This window comes from Clostridium sp. (assembly GCF_026168755.1).
In the GTDB taxonomy this organism is placed as follows: domain Bacteria; phylum Bacillota; class Clostridia; order Clostridiales; family Clostridiaceae; genus Clostridium.
Window position 1 is genome coordinate 111,124 of the sequence record NZ_JAPFDR010000003.1, and the last position, 20,428, is coordinate 131,551.

Below are 20,428 nucleotides of genomic sequence, written 5' to 3' on the forward strand. Positions count from 1 at the left end.
AAATTGGATGATTAATTAGAGGTAAATATTAGAATATATATGTTGCAAATAAAAAATTTCTAGGATAAATTTTAAAAACATAAATATCAATGAATAATTATTTTGGTTTAATTAGAAAACAGAAATATTCTTTTTATTTTCAAATTTAGAAAAAATAGTTAAATTTAATATTGCAATTTATCCTATTATATAATATGTTATAAAGTGAATAATAAATTTATTCAATCTATAAATAATGGGGGATGAGAAAATATGAGAGGAAAAAAAGTATTAGCAACATTTTTGGCTATGGCAGTTAGTTTAAGTTGCTTTTGTGGAGGGGGTGGAATTACTGTAAAAGCAATGAATCAATCAGGTGAAGAGGAAAGTATAGAGAAAGAAACAGAAGTAACAGAAGAGACAGAAGAGACAGAAGTAACAGAAGAGACAGAAAAGGTAGAAGAGACAGAAAAAACAGAAGAGATAGAAAAGATAGAAGAAACAGAAGAAACAAATAATACAAATCAAGAAATCAGAAATTTAGCATTGAAGAGACCTACAAGAGCATCAGCATATTTAGAAGCTAATGGTCAATATCCAGCAAGAACTCCAAATCTTGCCGTAGATGGAAATTCATCAGAAGGAAATAGCAGATGGCAAAGTGGTGAAGATAAAGAATTTAAAGAACAATGGATAGAGATACAACTTAGAACAGATTCTCTAGTTTCTGAAATTAAGGTTAAATTTTTCGCAAAGCTTTATGGAAATTTTGTGATTGAAACATCAAAAACTAATGATGAAAATGCGGAATGGGTAGAAGTAGGAAGAGGAGAAATGACATCAGGGAATGATATGAATTTAACTAAAGTTGTAGACTTAAAGGAAAATGGAAATATGAAGCATGTAGAGCGTTATGTAAGGTTACGATTTACATCTGGAAATACAAATGCAGCTAATATGAGTATAGGTGTGTATGAAATAGAAATTAATGGAGTATTAGATTTGGATGATGGGGAGGTGTTATTACCGGAATCTGCACAAGATGTAGTTGATAGCATATCTTCTTTGCAAACGATAACAAATGATATGGAAGAAGTACCTCTTCCAAAAGCGCCTGAAGGATATGAGATTCGAGTAAAAGGAAGTGAATATTCACAAGTAATTTCAGATGACGGTAAAATAAGTAATTATAATATTTACGATTATGATCAAGATATCATTATTGAGGCAGTAAATAAAGAAAATGAGGAAGATAAGGCTGAAAAGAGTTTTAATGTTCATGTACCAAATAAAAGGAATAAAAATGCATCTTTATTCCCACAAGTTAATAATGCGAACAAGGAACCAAAAGTAATTCCAAGTATTCAAGAGTGGTATGGATATGAAGGAGAATTTAATCTAAATAGTGAATCTAAAATAATTATTCAAGATAATGCAGAATTAGGAATTAAAAAGGTAGCAGAAGAATTCCAAGGTGATATGAAGGATATTACCGGGTGGACATTAGAAATAGTGGAAGGTGGCGATTCTGGCAAATCTGATATTGTTTTAACTTCTACAAAAACAGATGAATATGATACTGGAGAAGAAGGTTATCTACTAGTAGCAGATGACAATGGAATTAAAATCTCAAGCAGTGGTTATAATGGATGTCTTTATGGACTTATGACTTTGGAACAAGTTTTTTATACTCAGAAAAAAGAGTTCACATTCCCAAAAGGTGTTATAAGAGACTTCCCACAATATGAAATAAGAGGAGTTATGATTGATATTGCAAGAGCACCTTACCGTATTGAAGCTTTACAAGATTTAGTTAAGTCATTTGCTTTTTATAAGATAAATGAAGTACAGTTTCACTTAAATGATAATAGACATATTGCCGCAAACGGTGATAGGGGAGATTATGATTATTGGAAGAATGCCGAAGCAATGTTCAGATTAGAAAGTGATTTATTCCCAAGTCTGAAAACAGATGATAAGGATGATGAATATTATAACGAAGTGTATGATGGCTCACCACAGTATTCAAAAGAAGAATATAAGGAACTTCAAAAGCTAGCAATGAGTTATGGAATTAACCCTATTTCTGAGATTGATGCACCGGGACATTCACTTTTATTCACAAAATATGTAAGAAATAATTTGGAAGAAGTGCAGAAAGTTCTTCCGCAAATCAAAGGAAATATTAACAACCCTAGAGATTGGGAGTTATTATCCTTAACTGGCGAAAGTGGAGATTGGGCAATTGACTTTATGGAAACATTATATGGAGAATATCTAGACTCAGAAGATCCAGTTTTCTTAGGTGATACAGTAAATATTGGTATTGATGAATATTGGAAAATTCAAGATAATGAATATGAGGGAATGCGTGAGTATATTAACAGAATGGCAGAGAAAGTTAAAGAGAGTGGAAAAGAGGTTCGTATGTGGGCATCTATGGTACCTTATTTTGATAATAAAGGTGTTGATGCAAAACAATATAATGATATTGTAATAGATTTCTGGTCAGATCATTGGGACAATGCTGTTAAAAGAGTCTCAGAAGGATTTAAAATAGTAAATGCTGATTCAAATCATCTATATGGAAATCCAGGAAGAGATTATAGAGATATTGTAAATATAGAACATATTTTTAATAATTGGGATCCAACCATAATTTCAGGGGGGAACTTGAAAAAGGGAGAACCAAATCTACTTGGTGCAAAGACTTCATTATGGGCAGATATTAATAATATGGGAGTAACAGAGAGAGATAGTCAGGAAAGATTATTAAGACAGGCAGCTGTTTTGAGTGAAAAAACATGGGGTGGAACTGATAAAGATCAGAGCTTTGAAGAGTATAGTTTTAAATATGAGAGTTTGAGAGAAGGACCTGGTGCAACTCTAGGTGCAGGAGTAGACTCTAAATCAGGGCTTGTTATGTCATATGATTTTACAAATGAAAAAGATGGAATTATATATGATGCAAGTGGAAATGGATATGATGGGAAAATTAAGAATGGACAAATAGTGAAAGAAGATGGAGAAGCATGGTTAAAGTTAGACGGTACTGGTGAAGTTACAACAACACTAAAGTCGTTGGATTATCCATATACAGTGCAATTTGATTTAAAATTATCTGATGCTGATAATAGAGAAGAGGATATATGCCTTTTTGATGGATATGATGGACGTTTAACTGTAAAGAAGAATGGAAATCTTGGGTTGAATCGTGTATTCTTCAATCAAGATTTTGGTTACAAAATACCAACAGATGAGAAAGTAGAGCTTACTGTGGTTGGAACACAACAAGTTACAAAGCTTTATGTAAATGGGAAGCTACAATCTGTGTTGTCAAGAACGACAGGTTCTGAAACAGACTATGACCATCTATTATCCACATTTGTATTTCCTTTAACTTCTATTGGAAGTGGACTAGATGGTAAAATTGCAAATATTAAAGCATATAACAAGGCATTGTCTCCAGAAATTCTAGATAAGATGTCGAGAGGAGAAAGTGTTAGTGAGGTAAATGTTTCTCAAGATAAAGGTGCAGCAGGAGTAGCACAGCATAAGGGTGATGGAGGTCAGGATGTTGCTTGGAAGAAGTTGAGAGTTGGATGGAAAGCATTAGATGGTGATGGAAATGCACTGGACGGTTCTCATGAAACAAATGTGAGCGAAAAAGATTCTTATTTTGAGGGCGCATATGCAGATAGTTCTTTTGCAGTTGATATGCAAGGAGAATATGATATAAGCAAACTAGTTCTGCAATGGGATAATCCTCCACAGAAGTTTATGATACAACAGTCAAAAGATGGTGAAACTTGGACAGACATTCAAGAAGTAACTGGGCAAAGCGTAAATGATATAATTTTTGAAGAGCCGGTTTGTACACAATATTTGAGAGTTAAAGGATTACAGAATAATGGGAATACATTTAAATTGAGGGAGTTTGAAGCATATGAGCAAGTTGAAAAATCAGCTTTAGAATCAATTATTACTCAAGCTGAGGAAAAAGTTCAAGAATTAGATTTGAGCTATAGTGATAAAAAAGGATACGATATATTCTTTGATGCATATGTTATGGCAAAGGCACTGAATGAAAGTGTAATTGCAGAACAGGCAGAGATTGATGTGGCAAAAGAATCATTGCAAATAGCATTAGATTCTTTAACAGAAAAACCTGAATATATTAAGGTGGAAAAAATAGAATTATCTGCTGAAAAAGATGCACTAGAAATAGGAGAGCAGATAAAAGTAACAGGTGTAATAACACCAGATAATGCAACAGATAAGACATTGAAATGGGAAACATCAGATTCAGAAGTGCTTGAAGTAGATGAAAATGGAACAGTAACTGCAATAAAACAAGGAGAAGCATTTATTAAGGCAATTTCTCCTGATAATGTTGAGGCAGAAATAAAATTTACAGTAAAAGAAAAGACAACAGAAAAACCAGAATATATTAAAGTAGAAAAAATAGAATTATTTGCTGAAAGAGATGCACTAGAAATCGGAGAGCAGATAAAAATAACAGGTGTAATTACACCAGATAATGCAACAGATAAGACATTGAAGTGGGAAACATCAGATCCAGAAGTGCTTGAGGTAGATGAAAATGGAACAGTAACTGCAATAAAAGAAGGAAAAGCATCTATTAAGGCCATTTCTCCTGATAATGTTCAAGCAGAACTAATATTTACAGTGAAAGAAAAAATAACAGAAAAAGAAGATGAAGAGAATCCAGAGGTTGAAATAAAGCCAGAAGATAATAATGGAAAGGAAGATTTACCAAAAACAGGTGCAGGAGTTACACCGGTAGCAACAGTAGCTTTAGCTATTATTATTACAAATATTGGATTTTACCTAAATAAAAAGAAAGATAAGTGGTGTTAGTTCCTAACTTTATAACTATATTATAAATACAAAAACCCTATAGAGTAGACTATTTTTATCATGTCTACTTTATAGGGTACATTTTATTTTTTTTAGTTCATTCTTCTTTTTTTATCTATAAATAACTGCAATTGAAAACTTGGATAATACGTAGGGACTAATTTTAAGCTTTCAATTTATCTTTAATCTCTGATGTATTATTTTTTGCAAAAGATAATATTAATACTCCTGTAAAAATTAATATACAGGCAACAATTTTTATCGGTGTTATCTTTTCATTTAATAATAATACTCCAAATATTACGCTAGTTATAGGTTCAAAAGTACTTATAACAGCTGCCTCACTTGCTCCAATATGTTTTATACCAACTTGTAACAATGATAGAGCAATAACTGTACATAGAAATGCAAATACTGTAGATATAATCCATGATTTAGTTGTTAGAGACGATAAAGCAAGTTGATTAGTAGAAATACCATATAAAAACATAGCTATACTTGAAGTAATTGCTACATAGAATGTTATTTTAAATGGAGATTCACTTTTTAAACCACTTCTGTCCATAAATATAATATAGAATGCAAAAAATACACCAGAAGCTACAGCTAAAATTAATCCAATTAATGTAGATGAATTAAAAGAAGCAGAATTTAATGATTCAATAAAGAAACAGCCTATACCAGACATTGCTATAACTAATGCTATAATCTTTTGTTTACTTAATTTTTCATGGAAGAATAATACGCTTCCAAGAGTTACAAATATAGGATAAGTAAAATGGATTGGGGTTACTATTCCTACATCTATATGAGAAAAAGCTATATTTAGCATTAATGTTGTTGTTGAACTTCCTATAAATCCTAATAGTATTAAGTTTTTGAGCTGATTTTTGGTTATTCTTAAATCAATTTTTAAAAATAAAGCTATTAGCAATAAAAAGGGTAAACTTAAAAAGTTTCTTAAAAAAGTTAATGTTACGGGATTACTTCCTCCAGTACCATAGGTCATAGGCCCTAATGTAAAGGCAAAACCAAAAGTAATAGAGGAAAGCATTGTTAGAATTATTCCTTTTAATTTCATAAATTCACCTATTTCTTTCTAAAATATTTATTTAAATTCTTCTCCAACTATTTTAGAATATTTGCAATAAGGTCGTCTACAATTATTTTTCCTCTTTCAGATGAATATGATTTAGCTGATGCAAGCACTTTGATATAATGGAAATATAAGAGTTTTTGGGGGGATAACTATGGAAAAGAAAAAGGTTAGAGAAGAAATAATAAAAAAGAGAAATTATTTATCCTTAGATATAAAAAAAGAATACGATGAGTTGATATTTAAACAGTTAATAGAAAGTGATATCTATAAAAGGGCTAAAAAAATATTTACTTATGTAAGTTTTGGTTCAGAAATTGATACTATTAAATTTATAAAGCATGCTTTAAATGACAATAAAGAAATTTATATTCCTAAGACTGATAAAAGTAAAAAAGAAATGGTTGCAATAAGAATTAACAGTTTAGATAACATGAATGTGGATAAATGGGGAATACTTGAACCAAAAGCTGTGGATAAAAATAAAATAGAAAAAAATTTTGATTTAATATTAATGCCTGGTTTAGCTTTTGATAGAAATGGAAATAGAATTGGGTATGGTGGAGGATATTATGATAAATATCTTTCACAAATTAAAGAAGCAAGTAATAAGATAGTATTAGCTTATGATTTCCAGATAGTAAATAATATTGAAAATGAACCCCATGATATTAAGGCAAATTATATAATAACTAATAATGACTTTATAAAAGTTTAAGTAATTTTAAAAAAATAAATAAATTACTTGAAAAAATATTCCATATGTGTATAATAAAGATAATAAATTAAATAAAAATCTTTTATTAAGAATGGTGGAGGGACTGGCCCTAAGAAACCTAGCAACCTATTAATAGGTAAGAAGTAAGAATTAATAATTAAAAACTTATTTTAATTATTACTTGCTAACTATTAATGTTGGTGCTAAATCCTGCAGGTTTAACCTGAGAAATGAGAGTATATATTAGTAAATAAGCTTATTTTTAGCTATTTCTCATTATCTATAAAGGATAATAAGAAATAGCTTTTTTATATGCAAAATTAGTGGAATTTCACATAATAAATGAAATTTGAAAATTATCTATTAATAAAAAGGGGGCTTTTTTATGGCAATTAATTTAGGAAAAGGAACAGTAGGAATTCATGGAGGATATTCACCAAAGTCAGGTGAACCAAGAGTTTTACCAATTTATCAAAGTGCAACTTATAAGTATGATGATCCGGATACATTAGAAGCTTTATTTGCTTTAAAGGCTGATGGTCATTTATATAGCAGAATTTCTAATCCAACAGTTGGGGAATTGGAAGAAAAGTATGCAAAATTAGAAGGTGGAGTTGGTGCAGTTGCAACTTCTTCAGGTCAATCAGCAATACTTTATGCAGTTTTAAATGTTTGTAAAGCAGGGGATCATTTAATCTCTGTAACATCTTTATATGGTGGAACAGTTAATTTATTTTCAGTTCACTTAAAAAATTTAGGGATAGAAGTTACTTTTGTGGAACCAGATGCATCTGAAGAAGATATTTTATATAAGGTTAAGGCAAATACAAAAGCTATATATGGAGAAACAATAGGAAATCCAGGGTTAAATGTTTTGGATTTTGATAAATTCTCAAGTGTAGCTAAAAAAATTAAGGTACCATTTATAGTTGATAATACAGTAGCAACGCCTTATCATTGCAATCCATTTGAACACGGAGCAAACATAGTTGTTCATTCAACAACAAAATACTCTGAGGGACATGCTCAAACTATTGGGGGAATAGTAGTAGATGGAGGAAATTTTGATTGGACAAATGGTAAATTTAATGATTTTACAGAGCCAGATCCAAGTTATCATGGAATTAAATATGTTGAAAGCTTTGGAGATGCAGCATATATAGTTAAACTTAGAGTAACTTTATTAAGAGATCTAGGAGCATGCATGAGTCCGTTTAATGCTTATTTAACTAATTTAGGATTAGAAACTTTACATTTAAGAATGGAGAGACATTCTAAAAATGCATTAGAAATAGCACAGTGGTTAACAACTCAAGAAAAAGTATCATGGGTTAATTATCCTTTACTTGAAGGAAGTAAATATTATGATTTAGCAAAGAAATATCTTAAAGGTGGAGCAAGTGGTCTTCTAACTTTTGGAATTAAAGGCGGAATAGAAAATGCTAAAGAATTTAGTAGGGGATTAAATTTAATAGCATTAGCAGTAACTTTAGGAGATGCGAGAAGTTGCCTTTTACATCCGGCAACTACAAGTCATAGCCAATTAAATGAAGAGGAATTATTAGCAAGTGGTGTTACACCAGATTTATTAAGGCTTTCTGTTGGAATAGAGGATACAAAGGATTTAATTAATGATATTAGTGAAGCATTAAAAGCTATATAAGAAATGGGAGGAGGAATAATAATGACTAAAGTAGCTATTATGGGATATGGAGTAGTAGGTAGTGGGCTTATTGAATTAATAGATAAAAATAGGGAAAACCATAGTAAAAATGAAATAGTTATAACAAGTATTTTAGTGAGAAATAAAGATAAGTATATTGATTCAAGCCATAGAGAAGTTATTACTACTAGTGTAGAAGAATTTTTTTCTGCAGAAAGTGATGTTGTAATAGAAGTAATGGGTGGCCTTAATCCAGCTTATGATTATGTTAAAAATGCATTATTATTAAAGAAGCATGTAGTTACAGCAAATAAAGACTTGATAGCTACATTTGGACATGAATTATTTCAATTAGCTAAAGAAAATAATGTTTCTTTAAAATTTGAGGCAGCAGTAGCAGGGGGAATACCTATAATAAAGCCATTAACTGAAAGTCTTTATGGGAATGGTATAAGTAGTATAAAGGCAATATTAAATGGAACAACTAATTTTATACTAACTAAGATGAATAGTGAAAGTTTATCTTATGAAGATGCTCTTAAGGAAGCACAAGATCTTGGATTTGCTGAAGCTAATCCAGAATCAGATGTTATGGGTTATGACTCCGCTAGAAAACTTGCAATACTATCAAGTTTAGCTTTTGATAAAAAATTTCAGTGGAATGATATATCAATAGAAGGAATTACTGATATAGATGAAAATGACTTTAAATATGCTAATAAGTTAAATTGTAAAATCAAACTTGTTGCAGAATCATTTAAGTGCAAAAGTGGAATATATACATCTGTAAAACCTATATTGGTAGATGAACAAAGTATATTAGCTAAGATTGATAATGAAGTTAATGCAGTTATTTTAAATGGAGATGAAATAGGGGAATTATTATTTGTAGGTAAGGGGGCTGGAAAATTACCTACAGGAAGTGCTGTTTATAGCGATTTAAATGATATTATAAATAATAGATTTACTGATGTTGATAGTTTTAATAAAGAAGAAGCAAATGTAATAAAATTTGCAAGCAAAACATGTAATTGTATATTGAGAATAAAGACATCAAATATAGATGAAGCAATAAATAAGTGTAGGGAAAATTTTAATAATATAAAAATTATAGATAAAAGTATAAGTGGGGAAGTTGCAATTTTTATTGAATGTACTTCAGAAGCATATGTGGAGAAGTTCATTGAGAATCTAAAAAATGAAGATAATTATGAATATGCAAGGAAATTAATAGTTGCCTAGTAGATAAAATAAATAAAGAGATTGTATTTTGATTTTATACAATCTCTTTTTTGTTGGATAAAAATTGTATAAATGAAAAAAATAAAATTCGATAATGATAATTATTATCATTTACAAATGAAAAATTATATGTTATATTGTATTTAGGCTTAGAAATAATTTAAGGAGATGATTGTATGGCAAAGATGATGGGACCAAGATTTAAGCAGTGCAGACGATTAGGCTTAAATGTTTGTGGACATCCAAAAGCGATGAAGAGAGCAGCCAAAGGTACAGCAAGAAATGATAAAAAACTTTCTGACTATGGTACTCAATTATTAGAAAAGCAAAGATTAAGAGCTTATTACGGAGTTATGGAAAAGCAATTTGCTAACTACTTTGAAAAAGCATCTAAATCAAAAGAATTAACAGGTCATGCTTTAATTAACTTACTAGAATGCAGATTAGATAATTTAGTTTATAGATTAGGTTTTGCAAACTCAATAAGACAAGCAAGACAAATGGTTGTTCATGGTCATATTTTAGTTAATGGTAAAAAAGTTGATATTCCATCATTCAACGTTTCAGTTGGAGATGAAATTAAATTAAGAGAAAAATCTAAAAAGAATGTTATGTTCAAAGAAAACTTTGAATCAAACATACTTAATGTTTTACCATACTTAAGTAAAAATGAAGCTAATTTCTCTGGAGTTTTAGAAAGACTTCCTCAAAGAACTGAAGTTCCAATAGAAATTAATGAAGTTTTAGTTGTAGAGTATTATTCTAAAAACTAGTTAAAATCATCTTTCATTTAAGGAAGAAATTTTCTCTAAAAATTATATCTTGTATTATTTATAAGCCAATGTTGAATTTAAATAAGTTGTGTGAAAAGAAAAAGACTAATGTGATGTGCAGATCATATTAGTCTCTTTCTTTATTATTTATAGCAAAAAAACATGATAAACAAATTTGTTTATCATGTTTAATTAAAATTATCTTTCTTTATTAGCTATTTCAGAAGTGATTCTAGAAACAAATGAATCTAAAGCCATTGCTCCTTCATCATCATTTTTTCTACTTCTTACAGAAACTTCATTGTTAGCAGCTTCCTTTTCACCTACAACTAAGATATAAGGAACTCTTTCAAGTCTAGCTTCTCTAATTTTGTAACCAATTTTTTCAACTCTGTGGTCAGCTTCAACTCTAACACCATTTCTTCTTAAAGTTTTAACTACTTCATTAGCATAATCAGCATATTTATCAGAAAGTGGAAGAACTTTAGCTTGAACAGGTGACATCCATGTTGGGAAAGCTCCAGCATACTTTTCAATTAAAGTAGCTATAGTTCTTTCATAACATCCAATTGATGATCTATGAATAACAAATGGTATTTTCTTTTCGCCATCTTTATCAATATAAGTCATACCAAGTCTTTCACCTAAAGCAAAATCAATTTGAACAGTAATTATTGTATCTTCTTTTCCATGAACGTTTTTAGATTGGATATCAAGTTTTGGTCCATAGAATGCAGCTTCACCTTCAGCTTCAACATAATCAATTCCTAAGTGATCTAATATAGTTCTCATTTGGTTTTGAGTAGCTTCCCAAGCTTCTGGGTTATTTATATATTTTTCAGTGTTTGTTGGATCCCATTTAGAGAATCTGTAAGATATATCTTCAGAAATTCCTAAAGTCTCCATAACGTAATTTATTAAATCAACAACTTCTTTGAATTCATCTTCTAATTGTTCTGGAGTACAGATTATATGACCTTCTGATAAAGTGAATTGTCTAACTCTAGTAAGACCGTGCATTTCACCTGAAGCTTCTTTTCTGAATAGAGTAGAAGTTTCAGCATATCTTATTGGAAGATCTCTATAACTGTGTTGTTCTGCATTGTAAACAGTGAATTGGAATGGGCAAGTCATTGGTCTTAAAGCCATAACTTCAGCATCTTTTTCTTCATCACCTAATACAAACATACCATCTTTATAGTGGCTCCAGTGACCAGAAGCTACGAATAAATCATTTTTAGACATAAATGGAGTCTTAGTTAAAACGTAACCTCTCTTTTCTTCTTCATCTTCAATCCATCTTTGAAGAGTTTGGAATAACTTAGCCCCCTTAGGCATGAATAATGGAAGTCCTTGACCTACTTTTTCATCAGTAGTAAAGATTCCAAGTTCTCTACCTAATTTGTTATGATCTCTCTTTTTAGCTTCTTCTAAAGCTTCTAAGTGAGAATCTAAGTCTGCTTTCTTTAAGAATGCAGTTCCGTATATTCTAGAAAGCATTTTGTTCTTTTCGTCACCTTTCCAGTAAGCACCAGCACTTCTTATAAGCTTAATAGCCTTAATGTTCTTTAATGATAATACGTGAGGTCCAGCACAAAGGTCAGTGAAATCACCTATTTTATAGAATGAAATAATTTCATCTTCTGGAAGGTCATTTATTAATTCAACCTTATAAGGCTCATCTTTCATAAGCTCTAAAGCTTCATTTCTAGGAAGTTCAAATCTTTCAATTTGAGGATTTTCCTTTATTATTTTTTTCATTTCAGCTTCAATTTTCTCTAAATCTTCAGCAGAGAAAGGTTTTTCTACATCGAAATCATAGTAGAATCCATTAGTAATTGCAGGTCCAATAGCAATTTTAGCTTCTGGGAATAATCTTTTAACTGCAGCTGCAAGTACATGAGAAATACTATGTCTTACAGCGTCTTTTCCTTCTTGAGAATCGAAAGTACAAATTTCTAATTCACAATCTTCATTTAAAGTTGTTCTTAAATCAACAACTTTACCATTAACTATTCCGCATTGAGCAACTCTTGCTAAACCTTCGCTTATAGCTTTAGCAACGTCTAAAACTGATGATCCATTTTCAACTTCTTTAATTGATCCATCTTTTAAAGTGATTTTTATCATTTTTATATCTCCCTTCATTATAAATAAAATTCAAAATCTGTGATTTTGTTAATTGAGTTTACCCATCCAATTAAATATGGGATGAGTTTCTTTTTATAGTATTTAAGAGTTAAGCATTAATAAAAAGAATTAAAGTGTTTGTGTAGCTATTTTTAAATTAACTCTAAATTAAATTGCTTTATCTAAAATATATAATATTAATTTACTGTATAAAAAAAGCTCTTCGTCGCTTTTCTTATACAAAATAGTATAGAAAAGGGACGAGAGCGTTATAATTCCCGCGGTTCCACCCTTAATTGTCTAAAATAGACCACTTAAGTAAGCATCGTAACGTGATGTAACGGACTTGATTAGAGTCTCTCAGAGGTAGTCTTCAATTAATTTCATTTAAAAATACTTTCAGCTAATGTATTTTCTCTCTGAAAATGAAGGTTTAATTTACTCGTCTCTTCATCGAATTAAAATAATTTAGAATTTTACTTACCAATAATTATAATTATCTAACTTTGTAATGTCAACAAATTGTAAGATAAAATATTTTGCTTAACAAGTCATATTATTAAGTAAAGTAACATATATTTTATAAATAAAGTTTAGTGAGTGAGTCTTATGTATGATTATAGTTCTTTAGAATTTTCTTCTTATGATTGGCTTCAATACTTTTCAAGTAGGTCTAATCATTGGGTATTAAGATATTGGAGAAATAATGGAGAAGCATTTTTTAATAGATTTACGATAATAAGTGATAGAAGATTATTTATAATAGGGGATAAGGATAGGGGAAATACTTACGAATTTAGAAAACCTTCTGAAGAAGCTTTTATACAAATTAATATGAAAATATAAAAATATATCAGATTTAACTTGTTTGTACTAGTTATGAAGATGGCTCAATTGGAGATTATAATATTTAAAAGAAAGATATCATGGGGTTGAGCCTTACATTTCTATGTTAAAAGAAAAAAATATATAAATTTTAAAAAATATATTGACAAGTTCTATTTATGATAATATAATATTAATTGTTCAGAGGAACTTAATTAAATAAATATGCGGGTATCGTATATCGGTAATACTCCAGCCTTCCAAGCTGGAAAGGTGGGTTCGATTCCCACTACCCGCTCCAAATTAAAGCTGTGTTTTTCATAGCTTTTTTGTTTTTATTAAAATATGTTTTCAGAGAGATTAAAAAATATATAACTTATTACAATATAATTTAAAATGTTTAAATAAAAAAGTAGTATAAATAAGTAAACTTATTATATACTACTATAAATTTAAAAAGTTTAATATTAAAGAGCATCTATTAATAAATCTAAAGCAAGTTCCTCTAAAGTATCTACAGTATATCTGACACAACCCATTAAATTAAATATTATATCCTCTTTTTTATATCCTTCCTTATATCTTTTAAGATTTTTTAATAATCTCTTTAAGGAGTTATTATGAATTCCTAAAATTTGTGATATTTCTTTTGGAGAATAATAATCTTTTGATAGAATTCTGTACAATTTAGTTTGCATATCAACTTTATATTGAAGATCAACAAATTGATTTTGATGCGGACCATTTTTGCCTCTATGGTGAAGAGCACATAAATATTTGTAGTTTATTTCAATATCAAAACCGCCTTCACTTCTATGAATTATATGATGAATATCTGCTTTATCGCCACATATCTCACAATTGTACAATGGATTGCCCCCTTTAATCCTTTTATTATATTATAATCTAAATTGTGTGAAATATCAAATTTACAGAACTTTAAAATCATTACTATTGATTAGTTTTAGTATAAAATGTTACTATTAATATATAATATATTATATTAAAAATTATGAAGAAGGTGATAGTGTGAGGCACAATTATAATTCTTTTGAGTATTGGAAGGAGTTAATTATTGAGAACAAAACTATTAGAGGGCACATGCTTATGAATAGGATGCCTACAGATAAAAGCCTTTATATTCACACATTAATTTTCTGCAGGCAGAATGGATTAAATAATATTTGGGGTTACCTACCAGATATTAAAGCTTTAATAGGATATATTCAATACTCTTTTTTACCGGAAGCTTTTTATATATGGATTAATTCTAAGGATGGATCTGTATCAAAAATTCCAATAAAGACTGTAGAGCAAGTAATAAGTGATGGAGAAAAAAGTAAAAAAATTACTAAAGAAGAAGCTAAAAAGATGAGGCATCAAGTTACTATAATTAAGAAGTGTTGGGATTTACCTAAGAATAAATTAATGCTAGAACTAAAGAAATTTGTAAGAGATTTTAATAGAAGTTGGCATGGGGATAGTAGTGAGTTTTTATATTTGAAAATTTTTGAGAAACCTGAAGAACTAGGAAAGTTTGTGCTGGATTCTAGTTATATGTCAAATAGTGAAGAAGTGTTTAGAAAAGAAAATAATGAAGATATAACAGCATGGTTAGACTTGTGTAAAAATGCTACTACTAATAAACAAGCTGGGGAAAAATTTAGAAATATATTGCAAAAAAATCTTACTGAAGTAATATAAAAAAACTTGACAGTATAATTAGTATTTATTATAATTATTACTGTCAAGAATATGCGGGTATCGTATATCGGTAATACTCCAGCCTTCCAAGCTGGAAAGGTGGGTTCGATTCCCACTACCCGCTCCATTTTTATGCGCTATTAGCTCAGTTGGTAGAGCACCTGACTCTTAATCAGGGTGTCCCCGGTTCGAACCCGTGATGGCGCACCATTAAAAGGAAGTAATTAAATTACTTCCTTTTTTCATGTAAATAAATTTTTAAAATTTATATTTAATAAATCAGAAAATTTTATAATAAAATATTATAGTAAAAATTTTTTAGTTGACATTAATTTATTAATTTGATAATCTTATTAATGAAAATTGAAAAAATAACTTATCAAGAGTGGTGGAGGGACTGGCCCTATGAAGCCCAGCAACCTACGAGGAATTAATAATTTAAGATTTGCTTCGTAAAAAATTAAGAGATTATGTTAGTTATATTTTAAATATAACAGCTTAATATTTGAAATTACTTAATTAGCGAAGTTTCTTAATTAGCATAAGCGTATTAATTTTTTGGTGTGGTGCTAAATCCTGATAGATGAGAGAAATATATGTAGTTTTAATAGTTATGCTTCTGAGTTTCTCAGAAGCTTTTTTGTTTAAGAAATAATGTAGGAGGAATTAATAATGAACAAGAGAGGAAGTGGATGGGCATTATTACCGTTACTTGTATTTATAATTGTTTATATAGCATCAGCTTTATTAGCTAAAGATTTTTATACAGTTTCGATAATAGTTCCGTTTTTAGCAGCAGCATTAGTGGCTCTAGTAATGAATAGAAAAATAAAATTTGATGAGAAAGTAGAGATATTCTGTAAGGGGGCAGGAAATACCAATATTATTTTGATGATATTAATATTTATACTAGCAGGAGCTTTTGCACAGGTTGCAAAATCAATGGGAGCAGTTGATTCAACTGTAAATTTAGGTTTATCGATACTTCCAAGTAATATAATGATTGCAGGAATATTTGTAATTGCTTGCTTTATATCATTATCAGTTGGCACATCAATGGGAACAATAGTTGCGTTAGTTCCAATTGCAGTTGGAGTTGCTGAAAAAACAGGAATACTTACAGCTATTGCTGTTTCAGCAGTAGTTTGTGGATCTATGTTTGGTGATAATCTATCTATGATTTCTGATACAACTATTGCAGCAACTAGAACTCAAGGATGTGAAATGAAAGAGAAGTTCAAAATGAACTTTAAGATAGTATTACCAGCAGCTATCATAACAGCATTTATATTTGTATTAATAACAAAGGATGGATCAATAACTACTGTTGAAGCATTAGATTATAGTTTAATTAAGATAATTCCTTATATGGCAGTTATAGTTGGAGCTTTAGTTGGTTTAAATGTTATTGTGGTTTTATTAGGTGGAATAGTAATAGCAGGAATTATAGGATTTATTGGAGGAAGTTTTGATTTACTAGGCTTCTTTGGATCAATAGCAGAAGGTATTGGAGGAATGAGTGAACTTATAATAATATCAATTTTAATTTCTGGAACTATAGAAATAATAAAATATAATGGAGGAATTGATTTTATAATAAATAAAGGATTAAAAGGATTTAAGAGTAAAATGGGAGCAGAGATTGGAATTGCAGCTTTAGTAAGTTTAGTAGATATTTGCACAGCTAACAATACAGTTGCAATAGTTACAGTAGGTCCTATAGCAAAAGATATATCAGACGAAGTTGGTCTCGAGCCTAAGAGAGTTGCAGGTATTATGGATATGTTTGCCTGTGTATTCCAAGGAGTAATACCATATGGAGCACAACTTATATCTGCAGCAGGACTAGCAGCTCTTTCGCCTTTTGCCATAATGAAGTATTTATTCTATCCATATTTAATGGGGGTTTCAGCTATTATTGCGATAGTTTGGTATCATAGTAAAAATAATAAAAGTGTTAGACTTAAATAAGACAAAGTAGTTTAAATTTAAGGAGCTGAATCATATTAATAAATTCAATATGATTCAGCTCCAGTTTTATTGATGAAAAAATTTTATTGAAAAGTTAATTTATTAATTAAAAATTAAACAAATAGCTTGAGAAGAAATACCAAGTCCTTCTCCAGTAAAACCAAGGCCTTCCTCTGTAGTTGCTTTAACATTTATTTGGTCTAATGATATATTTAGAGCAGAGGCAATATTTTCTCTCATTGTAGGTATATGTGGAGCCATTTTAGGTTTTTGAGCAATTATTGTTGCATCTATATTTCCAATTTTATAATTATGTGTACTTAAAAGGTTACCTACATGTTTTAATAATTCAATACTAGAGATTCCTTTATATTTAGGGTCTGTATCTGGAAAGTGTTTGCCGATATCCCCTAAGGCAGAAGCTCCAAGTAAAGCATCCATTATTGCATGTAATAATACATCTGCATCTGAATGACCTAATAAACCAAGTTCGTAAGGAATTTTAACTCCGCCTAGAATTAAATCTCTTTCTTCGACTAATTTATGTACATCATATCCCATTCCTATTCTCATTAAATCACCTCGTAAACTTTTTTAAATATATTTTATCACAAGATTCAAATATGAATATAATAAAAATGGGATATTTATAATTAATAGTTGGAGGTTTTTCTATTGGTATATAAAAATATTTTCTTGTTCCTAGATAATTTTATTTTGTTTGGCAAGATGGTAGTTAGCTTTGAGTAAAGCTTATAAAAAAATAAAATGACTTTAGAATTAATCCTTTTTCTTTTGAATATGAAATCGATATAAATCACATTATCTTTATTATATTTCATAAACTCCCCCATATAAATTACATTAAAATGTATTAATGTTTTTTTAATGCTTTATGTTATAATATATGTAGAAAAAATTATATATGTACAAAAATAGAAAAATATTATTAATTTAGGGGTGAAATGAGTGGGAAAGTTTAGAAGATTATTTGGAGTTGTATTAATACTTATAGGGGTTGGAATAATAGCAAATGTTGCTTATAAAAAAATAGTAACATCGCACAAGCAAAATGAGTTATTAGAAGCTTTTGAAAGTCAACTAGTAGAAGCTAAGAATGAAGAAGGTAGTGAACCAGTAAGTTTAGAACCAATAAACGGATATACACCAGTAGCTATAATGGAAATACCATCAATTAAATTAAAGCAACCAGTTGTTGATGGAATTACAGACGATGTAATTAAATATTTTCTAGGAAGATTTCCAGATTCAGCAATGCCAGGAGAGGTTGGAAATTTTGCTGTAGCTGGGCATAGAGTTTCAGATTTTACAGATGCATTTATAAATTTATATAAAGTTAAGGTTGGAGATAAGGTTATTGTTACAACTAAAGATGGAAGATATACTTATGAAGTCGATAGTAGTTTTATAGTTGAACCTAATCAGGTTGAAGTTTTGGATGATGCAGATTATGAGAAAATGACTTTAATTACGTGCACTATAGGATCTAAACGAAGGGTAATAGTAACAGGAAAATTGATAGGAAGAGAAGATTTGTAATTGTTGGAGGCAAAAATGGACAAGTTTCATAAGAATAAATACAGATTTTCTTCAATAAAACCATTAATATTAATTAGTGATGAAGTAATAGAATTTAGAAATCAACAGATAATAATGCTTACTTCAGAGCTATTAAAATATAAAGTTTTAGTGAGAGATTTAGTTAAAGATAATGTAAGTTATTTAATAAGAAATGAATTGCTAAACATAGCAATGTTTATAACTAATAATATTGAATTATATGATAAATTTATAAAAGAAGAAGATATTCCAGTGGATGCAATACATAAAGCAACTATGATAGACTCTAAATATATTAATAAATATAGAGAATATATAATTGCATATACACTAATATTAGGAAACCCAAATTATAAAAATTTACAAGATTATATTCAAATAGTTGAAAATACCGAAGAGGATTTGGGAAAGGATATAATAGAATATGAAGAAAAAATGGGGTTTGATGGAATAGTCTTAGATAGTGGTAAAAAAAATGCTATTGTTATGACATCTTTAGGTGAATTTAAGAAGCTTAAATTGAAGGAAGCTTGTTTTAGGGGAGAAGAAATAAAATCTGTAGAAAAAAAAGGTTTAAAAGATTATAAATTATATGCATCTATTATATCTATTTTTGCATTAATTTTTGTTTCTTCTGTTATATATAAATATAATGATGTTGTCAGTACGGTAGTAGTAGAAACTACTTCACTAATTAAGCTAGAAATAAATGGATTTAATAGAGTTTTGTATGTTAGTTCATCTACTGAAAAAGGGAATGCGTTAATTGCTGAAACTAGCGTGTTAGATAATAATGTTGATGAAGCTATATGTAAGATAATAGAATATGCCAATGAAAATGAAATGGTAAAGGATTCAGGAATAGTTATAACAATTACTGGGAAAGCTTTAAAACATAATAGTTTAGAAGAAACAGCAGAGTTTGTTTATAAAAAAGATTTAAAAGTAAGATTAAATAATGCTGGATCTGAACATAAATTAAATTAGGTGAAACTTTAAAATTGTTGAAAGTTTAATTTCTAATTTAAAATTAAAAAACAAAGGAAGGTAAATATGCAACAAAGGTCTATAAAAAAGAAAAATGTAATTGTTCATAATGATAGAGGAGATACGGTTAGATTAAATAAATATATAAGTGAGTCAGGCTTTTGTTCAAGAAGAGAGGCAGATAAGTTAATAGAAAGTGGAGTAGTTACCATAGATGGTGTTAAAGCTACAATGGGAACTAAAGTATCAAAGGGTCAAAAGGTTAAAGTAAATGGTAAATTAATATCTAAAGATGAAGACTTAGTTTACATAGTTTTAAATAAACCTGTAGGAATAACTTGTACAACAGAGCATAAAGTTAAAGGTAATATAGTTGATTTTGTAAATCATAAAAAAAGAATATTTCCAATAGGTAGATTAGATAAGGACTCTCAAGGTTTAATATTAATGACTAATGATGGAGATATAGTCAATAAGATATTAAGAGCAGGAAATAATCATGAAAAGGAATATATAGTAACTGTTAATAGGCCTATTAATGAAGAGTTTGTACAAAGGATGAGTAGTGGAATTAGAATTTTAGGGCAAGTTACTAAAAAATGCTATGTTAAAAAAGAAGGTAATAACACATTTAGGATAATATTAACCCAAGGATTAAATAGGCAAATAAGAAGAATGTGTGAAGCTTTGGGGTATGAAGTTGTAAAATTAAAAAGAATTAGAATAATGAATATAAATTTAGGTGACTTAAGAATTGGTGAATGGAGAAATTTAACTTATAAAGAGTTAAAAGGATTAAATAATTTAATATCAACATCAGGAAAAACAAAGGAAGTTGATGAAGAATAATATTTAAATTAGCTTAAAATAAAGCAAAT

General features: G+C 29.2%; 15 protein-coding genes, 3 tRNA genes, 1 riboswitch and 1 other annotated feature. Of the genes, 14 read left to right on the forward strand and 4 right to left on the reverse strand.

All coding sequences use genetic code 11. The features are described from left to right. The first annotated feature begins 252 nt into the window (after positions 1–252). Complete coding sequence (locus Q0Y03_RS02520; protein WP_297712266.1) at positions 253–4,860, forward strand: Ig-like domain-containing protein; 4,608 nt, start codon at positions 253–255, stop codon at positions 4,858–4,860. Between the two features lie 163 nt (positions 4,861–5,023). On the opposite strand, the gene Q0Y03_RS02525 is transcribed toward Q0Y03_RS02520, so the two are convergent. Next, on the reverse strand, positions 5,024–5,941 hold the full coding sequence (locus tag Q0Y03_RS02525) for a DMT family transporter (RefSeq protein ID WP_297712267.1): 918 nt from the start codon (positions 5,939–5,941) through the stop codon (positions 5,024–5,026). Positions 5,942–6,110: 169 nt separating this feature from the next. Here Q0Y03_RS02525 and Q0Y03_RS02530 point away from each other — a divergent pair, with 169 nt between their 5' ends. The 4 genes from Q0Y03_RS02530 (at position 6,111) to rpsD (ending at position 10,352) form a co-directional block, all read left to right on the forward strand. Next, positions 6,111–6,674, forward strand: coding sequence for a 5-formyltetrahydrofolate cyclo-ligase (locus Q0Y03_RS02530; protein WP_297712268.1), 564 nt, complete (start codon positions 6,111–6,113; stop codon positions 6,672–6,674). Positions 6,675–6,753: 79 nt separating this feature from the next. Beyond that, a riboswitch (SAM riboswitch) is annotated at positions 6,754–6,911 on the forward strand. A gap of 148 nt (positions 6,912–7,059) precedes the next feature. After that, entirely contained in the window at positions 7,060–8,337 is a 1,278-nt protein-coding gene (locus Q0Y03_RS02535) for an O-acetylhomoserine aminocarboxypropyltransferase/cysteine synthase family protein (protein WP_297712269.1), read from the forward strand. A 21-nt stretch (positions 8,338–8,358) separates the two neighbouring features. Beyond that, on the forward strand, positions 8,359–9,579 hold the full coding sequence (locus Q0Y03_RS02540; RefSeq protein WP_297712270.1) for a homoserine dehydrogenase: 1,221 nt from the start codon (positions 8,359–8,361) through the stop codon (positions 9,577–9,579). 176 nt (positions 9,580–9,755) lie between these two features. Then, positions 9,756–10,352 (forward strand): 30S ribosomal protein S4, encoded by a 597-nt coding sequence (gene rpsD, locus Q0Y03_RS02545; protein WP_297712271.1) that lies wholly within the window; start codon positions 9,756–9,758, stop codon positions 10,350–10,352. Positions 10,353–10,550: 198 nt separating this feature from the next. Here the strand turns inward: rpsD and thrS are convergent, their stop codons facing one another. Next, entirely contained in the window at positions 10,551–12,482 is a 1,932-nt protein-coding gene (thrS, locus tag Q0Y03_RS02550) for a threonine--tRNA ligase (protein ID WP_297712272.1), read from the reverse strand. Positions 12,483–12,735: 253 nt separating this feature from the next. Further along, positions 12,736–12,945 (reverse strand) — a binding site (T-box leader). A 146-nt stretch (positions 12,946–13,091) separates the two neighbouring features. Here thrS and Q0Y03_RS02555 point away from each other — a divergent pair. Together Q0Y03_RS02555 and Q0Y03_RS02560 are read left to right on the forward strand one after the other, a co-directional pair. Beyond that, positions 13,092–13,328, forward strand: a complete 237-nt coding sequence (locus Q0Y03_RS02555) for a hypothetical protein (protein WP_297712273.1) — start codon at positions 13,092–13,094, stop codon at positions 13,326–13,328. Between the two features lie 206 nt (positions 13,329–13,534). Then, positions 13,535–13,608: transfer RNA gene (locus Q0Y03_RS02560), tRNA-Gly, on the forward strand. A 166-nt stretch (positions 13,609–13,774) separates the two neighbouring features. Here the strand turns inward: Q0Y03_RS02560 and Q0Y03_RS02565 are convergent. Then, entirely contained in the window at positions 13,775–14,176 is a 402-nt protein-coding gene (locus Q0Y03_RS02565; protein WP_297712274.1) for an HNH endonuclease signature motif containing protein, read from the reverse strand. A 238-nt stretch (positions 14,177–14,414) separates the two neighbouring features. On the opposite strand from Q0Y03_RS02565, the gene Q0Y03_RS02570 reads away from it, so the two are divergent. The 4 genes from Q0Y03_RS02570 (at position 14,415) to Q0Y03_RS02585 (ending at position 16,982) form a co-directional block, all read left to right on the forward strand. Then, positions 14,415–15,011: a hypothetical protein gene (locus tag Q0Y03_RS02570; protein WP_297712275.1), complete on the forward strand. Its 597-nt coding sequence runs from the start codon at positions 14,415–14,417 to the stop codon at positions 15,009–15,011. A gap of 53 nt (positions 15,012–15,064) precedes the next feature. Beyond that, positions 15,065–15,138 (forward strand) — tRNA-Gly (locus Q0Y03_RS02575). 7 nt (positions 15,139–15,145) lie between these two features. After that, positions 15,146–15,221, forward strand: a tRNA-Lys gene (locus Q0Y03_RS02580). A gap of 462 nt (positions 15,222–15,683) precedes the next feature. Further along, positions 15,684–16,982 carry a Na+/H+ antiporter NhaC family protein gene (locus tag Q0Y03_RS02585; RefSeq protein WP_297712276.1) on the forward strand — a complete coding sequence of 433 codons (1,299 nt, stop codon included), beginning with the start codon at positions 15,684–15,686 and terminating at the stop codon, positions 16,980–16,982. A 102-nt stretch (positions 16,983–17,084) separates the two neighbouring features. Here Q0Y03_RS02585 and ispF read toward each other — a convergent pair whose 3' ends face one another. Then, positions 17,085–17,555 (reverse strand): 2-C-methyl-D-erythritol 2,4-cyclodiphosphate synthase, encoded by a 471-nt coding sequence (gene ispF, locus Q0Y03_RS02590; RefSeq protein ID WP_297712277.1) that lies wholly within the window; start codon positions 17,553–17,555, stop codon positions 17,085–17,087. Positions 17,556–17,951: 396 nt separating this feature from the next. On the opposite strand from ispF, the gene Q0Y03_RS02595 reads away from it, so the two are divergent. The 3 genes from Q0Y03_RS02595 (at position 17,952) to rluF (ending at position 20,399) form a co-directional block, all read left to right on the forward strand. After that, positions 17,952–18,542 carry a class D sortase gene (locus tag Q0Y03_RS02595; RefSeq protein WP_297712278.1) on the forward strand — a complete coding sequence of 197 codons (591 nt, stop codon included), beginning with the start codon at positions 17,952–17,954 and terminating at the stop codon, positions 18,540–18,542. Positions 18,543–18,557: 15 nt separating this feature from the next. Further along, positions 18,558–19,550, forward strand: coding sequence for an anti-sigma factor domain-containing protein (locus Q0Y03_RS02600; protein ID WP_297712279.1), 993 nt, complete (start codon positions 18,558–18,560; stop codon positions 19,548–19,550). A gap of 66 nt (positions 19,551–19,616) precedes the next feature. Continuing rightward, the gene (rluF, locus tag Q0Y03_RS02605; protein ID WP_297712280.1) at positions 19,617–20,399 is read left to right on the forward strand and encodes a 23S rRNA pseudouridine(2604) synthase RluF; all 783 of its coding nucleotides are present in this window, start codon (positions 19,617–19,619) and stop codon (positions 20,397–20,399) included. The last annotated feature ends 29 nt before the right edge of the window (positions 20,400–20,428 follow it).

What these genes read in the sequence shown, in the direction of transcription:
- Q0Y03_RS02540 (WP_297712270.1), top strand. Translation starts at nt 8,359, where the DNA reads ATGACTAAAGTAGCTATTATGGGATATGGAGTAGTAGGTAGTGGGCTT.
- Q0Y03_RS02525 (WP_297712267.1), bottom strand. Translation starts at nt 5,941, where the DNA reads ATGAAATTAAAAGGAATAATTCTAACAATGCTTTCCTCTATTACTTTT.
- rluF (WP_297712280.1), top strand. Translation starts at nt 19,617, where the DNA reads ATGCAACAAAGGTCTATAAAAAAGAAAAATGTAATTGTTCATAATGAT.
- Q0Y03_RS02585 (WP_297712276.1), top strand. Translation starts at nt 15,684, where the DNA reads ATGAACAAGAGAGGAAGTGGATGGGCATTATTACCGTTACTTGTATTT.
- Q0Y03_RS02555 (WP_297712273.1), top strand. Translation starts at nt 13,092, where the DNA reads ATGTATGATTATAGTTCTTTAGAATTTTCTTCTTATGATTGGCTTCAA.
- Q0Y03_RS02570 (WP_297712275.1), top strand. Translation starts at nt 14,415, where the DNA reads ATGAATAGGATGCCTACAGATAAAAGCCTTTATATTCACACATTAATT.
- Q0Y03_RS02530 (WP_297712268.1), top strand. Translation starts at nt 6,111, where the DNA reads ATGGAAAAGAAAAAGGTTAGAGAAGAAATAATAAAAAAGAGAAATTAT.
- Q0Y03_RS02535 (WP_297712269.1), top strand. Translation starts at nt 7,060, where the DNA reads ATGGCAATTAATTTAGGAAAAGGAACAGTAGGAATTCATGGAGGATAT.
- rpsD (WP_297712271.1), top strand. Translation starts at nt 9,756, where the DNA reads ATGGCAAAGATGATGGGACCAAGATTTAAGCAGTGCAGACGATTAGGC.
- ispF (WP_297712277.1), bottom strand. Translation starts at nt 17,555, where the DNA reads ATGAGAATAGGAATGGGATATGATGTACATAAATTAGTCGAAGAAAGA.
- Q0Y03_RS02520 (WP_297712266.1), top strand. Translation starts at nt 253, where the DNA reads ATGAGAGGAAAAAAAGTATTAGCAACATTTTTGGCTATGGCAGTTAGT.
- Q0Y03_RS02600 (WP_297712279.1), top strand. Translation starts at nt 18,558, where the DNA reads ATGGACAAGTTTCATAAGAATAAATACAGATTTTCTTCAATAAAACCA.
- thrS (WP_297712272.1), bottom strand. Translation starts at nt 12,482, where the DNA reads ATGATAAAAATCACTTTAAAAGATGGATCAATTAAAGAAGTTGAAAAT.